This is a genomic window from Paenibacillus sp. P4_A7 (genome assembly GCF_056402455.1).
In genome coordinates this window covers 1-3,043 of record NZ_JBFUHJ010000582.1, presented here as the reverse complement: position 1 = coordinate 3,043, position 3,043 = coordinate 1, and the positions used below count along the sequence as shown (strand labels likewise).

At 42.6% G+C, this 3,043-nt stretch carries 4 protein-coding genes and 1 pseudogene; 2 read left to right on the top strand and 3 right to left on the bottom strand.

All coding sequences use genetic code 11. The annotated features are described in order from the left end of the window. The coding region (locus AC1DWN_RS31350; protein WP_477562771.1) for a dehydrogenase at positions 1–235 on the top strand (235 nt) is incomplete at its 5' end. Positions 236–368: 133 nt separating this feature from the next. Here the strand turns inward: AC1DWN_RS31350 and AC1DWN_RS31345 are convergent. The 3 genes from AC1DWN_RS31345 to cls all read right to left on the bottom strand — a co-directional run bounded on the left by AC1DWN_RS31345 (position 369) and on the right by cls (position 2,269). Continuing rightward, positions 369–557, bottom strand: coding sequence for an H-type small acid-soluble spore protein (locus tag AC1DWN_RS31345; protein WP_477562770.1), 189 nt, complete (start codon positions 555–557; stop codon positions 369–371). 5 nt (positions 558–562) lie between these two features. Further along, positions 563–760, bottom strand: a complete 198-nt coding sequence (locus tag AC1DWN_RS31340) for a hypothetical protein (protein ID WP_477562769.1) — start codon at positions 758–760, stop codon at positions 563–565. A 78-nt stretch (positions 761–838) separates the two neighbouring features. Continuing rightward, a complete protein-coding gene (gene cls / locus AC1DWN_RS31335; RefSeq protein WP_477562768.1) occupies positions 839–2,269 on the bottom strand; it encodes a cardiolipin synthase in 1,431 nt (476 codons plus the stop codon). A 318-nt stretch (positions 2,270–2,587) separates the two neighbouring features. Between cls and AC1DWN_RS31330 the strand changes: the two are divergent. Further along, positions 2,588–3,043 (top strand): annotated as a pseudogene (locus AC1DWN_RS31330) (hypothetical protein); the annotation flags it as partial.

Below are 3,043 nucleotides of genomic sequence, written 5' to 3'. Positions count from 1 at the left end.
CTATCGTACCGTCAAACGTATGAAGCTTTGGGTCCCAAAGGATAAGATGGATCAAGCCGAATCAATCTATTTCAAAAAAGTGATTCTTAATCTTACCTGGATTGTCGAAAATGAAAGCAATCGCAAAGTGCAATCCGATTGGTGGGATGAAAACGTCAGCTCTGATATCGCTGAGCTGTGGGAGGTTGACCGAGACAGCCTTTGCGTCGCCTTCCGTGAAGCGTATGGCGGATGAAGAAGTAACATTTTGAAATAGGAAAACTCAAATAAGAATAAGATAAAACACCTCCAAAACTGAGTTTGGGAGGTGTTTTTTTACGTTACCTGCTATTATGCATTGTATATTTTGGAATCAGCCAAACTTTCACTTAACGCTTACTAACTTCGTTCAGCCGATCACATGATACGGTTAACGTATTAAGAGGATTTCCGCCAACCTGTACCGTTGCCATACCATTTGCCACATCCACATTTTCGATCCACACTGAATCATCGCCAAGATGGACGGCAACTGTCTGCTCAGACTCATAGATCTGTTTGGCACGCGTTGTGTCCATGATGCTTACCCCTCCTCCTGCTCACCGTACATCGTATCCGTAGTTGATTCATCGATGAGCCCGTTCTGCAACGTTACATTGCCGCCACCCAGTCCTTCATTCACCATACGATCAATGTCCATAAAATAATCATCACGGCCTTCATACATAAGCTCACCTGCCGCTGCTTCTTCTTGCTGGACTTCCTTGTTCGAATCACTCATTTACGCATGCCTCCTTGGACTTCAACCCTTGTCTTTCATGACAAAATATACCCGAAATCACCAATATCCATGCATCCATTACAGCAGAGGAGAGAGGATATGAAGCACAGCCTCAGCTACTTTCTGTTTCCATGGCCTTTTTGCAAAGGTCTGAAGCTCCAGCTCCACACTATGATGTAAATCATTCATAAAATCCTCTTCTAGCCGTTCAATCGCACCTTTATCAAACAAAATGGCATTCAGCTCAAAGTTGCTGTACAAGCTGCGCATGTCCATATTTGCTGTGCCTACTGAAGCAAGCATATGATMAATAATCATAACCTTGGCATGCACAAACCCTGTCTGATAGCGAAAAACACGAACGCCAGCATCCAACATTTCTTGCATATAAGACAAAGTTGATAGCAGAACCAATTTCGAATCAGGTCGATCAGGAATAATGATCCTTACGTCGACGCCACTAAGCGCAGCTGTTCTAAGACTCATAACTAAGCTAGCATCTGGTATAAAATATGGAGTCGTCAAATAAATACGCGATTTAGCCGCTGTAATTGCCGCGAACATAACCTCTAATATTTTATGGTCATTTCGGCCAGGCTTACTCGATACTATCAAAGTACGCTCATTACCCTTACATCGATGTGGTGGCATATATTTTCCTCGGTCCAACGATTCCTTAGTAACAAAAGCCCAGTCATTCATAAACAGCTCCTGTAAAAAATAAACCGCGTCACCTTCCAACTGTAAATGTGTGTCTCGCCAAAAGCCTAACTTAGGATCCATACCGATATACTCGTCTCCGATATTAATACCGCCAACAAAACCAACAAGTCCGTCTATTATTGCTATTTTTCGATGATTACGGTAATTGAGACGCCTTGCATAGAAAGCAACACGCGGTGGTAAAAAACAGCATGTTCTCACTCCCGCAGTATGAAGCTCCTTTATATACTCTTTAGTTAGATGAAGGCTTCCTATCCCATCATAAATGACACGTACCGCTACACCTTCTTTAGCCTTTCGCACAAGTATTTGGAGAAACCTGCGACCAACGTTATCGTCACGAATCGTATAGTAATCCAAATGGATATGATGTTTAGCTTGGTTCAAATAATTGAGTATTGCATCATATGTATCGTTACCGTTCGTAAGAACAGTAGTTTGGTTTTGTTTGGTAATGGGAAAAGGAGCAAGACCCGTCAGCATCTCATATAGTTTTTGTTGCTGCTCAAGTTGTTCATTTCCGATATCATAGGATCCTTTTACCGCATCTGATTTATGACTGGCTTCACGTACCTCATCATGCTTTAATCCACTCGTAAGCCTGCGTCTCGTAAAATCCTTTCCCAGCATCATATAAGCAACAAATCCTGCAAAAGGGACAACGAGAGCGATAAACATCCAAGCTGTCATTGAAACCGGTCGGCGATGTTCCATAAGCATTATGCATGCCAGAGTAGCAATATAGACAACGAGAACTGAAATCAGCCAAATAAGCCCCACTTGCATAAGAACACCACTTCCTAGATGACACTGTTAAGTGTCTCTAGTTTGAACGGATCTTGTTGGTGGTATACTGACAATCCATTTAATTGTGTAATTAAGCTCGATTCGCAACAATAATATCAAAAAATATGATCCTTATTACCTTCGATATTCCTCTAGTTTTCACACTAATAGAACTGCCAACTCACCCTACTAAGGTGAGCTGGCCAGTCTTTCTTCTTTTTCTGCTAAGTTTTATGGTATGTTTTATAGCTTTCAAGAATAAATAGCATAAGGACGTTCTGAAAGGCTATGTCTGATCAGATAGAAAGGAGTAACCTATTGAAACGAGCGCGGAAGCCAAAATGGTCATTTGTGGTGATGCGCGGCGCTGACAAAACCGTCAAACAGTTTCACGTATCGAAGCGATCGGTATTAGCTGCTCCAACGGCAGCCGTTCTCGTGGTTTCGGGCTGTATTGCGGGACTCCAAATGAAATCAGCTTATGAGCTAAACCATCTGGAGGAACAATTGTCAAAGCAAACTGCCTACTTCACGCAAACCGTATCCAAAAAGGACGAAGCGATTGTTTCTTTGCAGCAGGAAATACTCCAATTGTCGCGTCAAGCGCAGGATACGAAGACAAAAGTCGGCGAGCTGCAAGAGCTGGAAATGAAGCTGAAGCAGTTTATCGAGAAATACGGAAGCTCAATTGATCCGACGAACAGTAATGCTTTACCGAACGAAAAGAAGGAGCAGTCGATCAAGGCTCTATCTATGACTGCAGACCCCTCCTAT

Excerpts from the sequence above, each read along its gene's own strand:
- AC1DWN_RS31345 (WP_477562770.1), bottom strand. The coding sequence starts at position 557 with ATGGACACAACGCGTGCCAAACAGATCTATGAGTCTGAGCAGACAGTT.
- AC1DWN_RS31340 (WP_477562769.1), bottom strand. The coding sequence starts at position 760 with ATGAGTGATTCGAACAAGGAAGTCCAGCAAGAAGAAGCAGCGGCAGGT.